Genomic DNA, 696 nt, shown 5'->3' with positions numbered 1-696 from the left:
GGTACACCCACGATGTTCACCGCGGAATCTACCTACAGCTGAAGAAAATGAGTCAACACGGACACCTCTTTGCCTACCTCACCCAAGCTAAAGAAGGCCAACGCTTAGAGCGCACAACCAACAGCCTGGAAGGCGGAGTGAACTCACAAATCAAGAAACTGATGCACGCCCACCGAGGACTACGCGACGAGCAACAACGCATCGCCTGTGACTGGTGGCTGTACCTACACACGCAGCTGCCTGGCGACCCTGTAGAAATCGCCAGGCAGCAAAACTGGGGCCAGGACGCACTCGCCAAAGCACAAACCCTAGCCAACAAGGAAACACAAGCCACCAGCGGCCACGAAGACGGCCGACCAGCAACCTACGACAGCGCCATCGACACTGCCTACAACCACTCTATGGGAATACGCAAAGGTCACATACGCTAAACCCCAACCCCCACCAACACAATCTGTCGTTTAACTCGACACGCCGGAAAACAACACGTTTTGTCGTTTAGGCCGCGAGACCCGTGCCCCATAAACGGGCATCCCGGTAACTCGCGCTCAAAGACAATCTTAGCGGAGTGTCGGTGTTTTCTAGAGACGTTCGTAGTAGAAGATCCGAAAAACATGCGCCGTTTTGTTGACGTGCCACAGTCTTGCATGGTGCAGGATTTTGGGCTTAAGGGACATTTCGTGTGGATAAACCGAT

1 pseudogene is annotated in these 696 nt (G+C 53.9%); it reads left to right on the top strand.

Annotation, left to right across the window (positions count from 1 at the left end):
• Positions 1 to 431: pseudogene (locus HMPREF2806_RS11825) on the top strand (transposase); the annotation flags it as partial.
• Positions 432 to 696: the final 265 nt, after the last annotated feature.

Origin of the sequence: Corynebacterium sp. HMSC076G08 (assembly GCF_001811515.1) — a bacterium.
In the GTDB taxonomy this organism is placed as follows: Bacteria; Actinomycetota; Actinomycetes; order Mycobacteriales; family Mycobacteriaceae; genus Corynebacterium; species Corynebacterium hiratae.
This window is presented reverse-complemented; position numbering and strand designations above follow the sequence as displayed.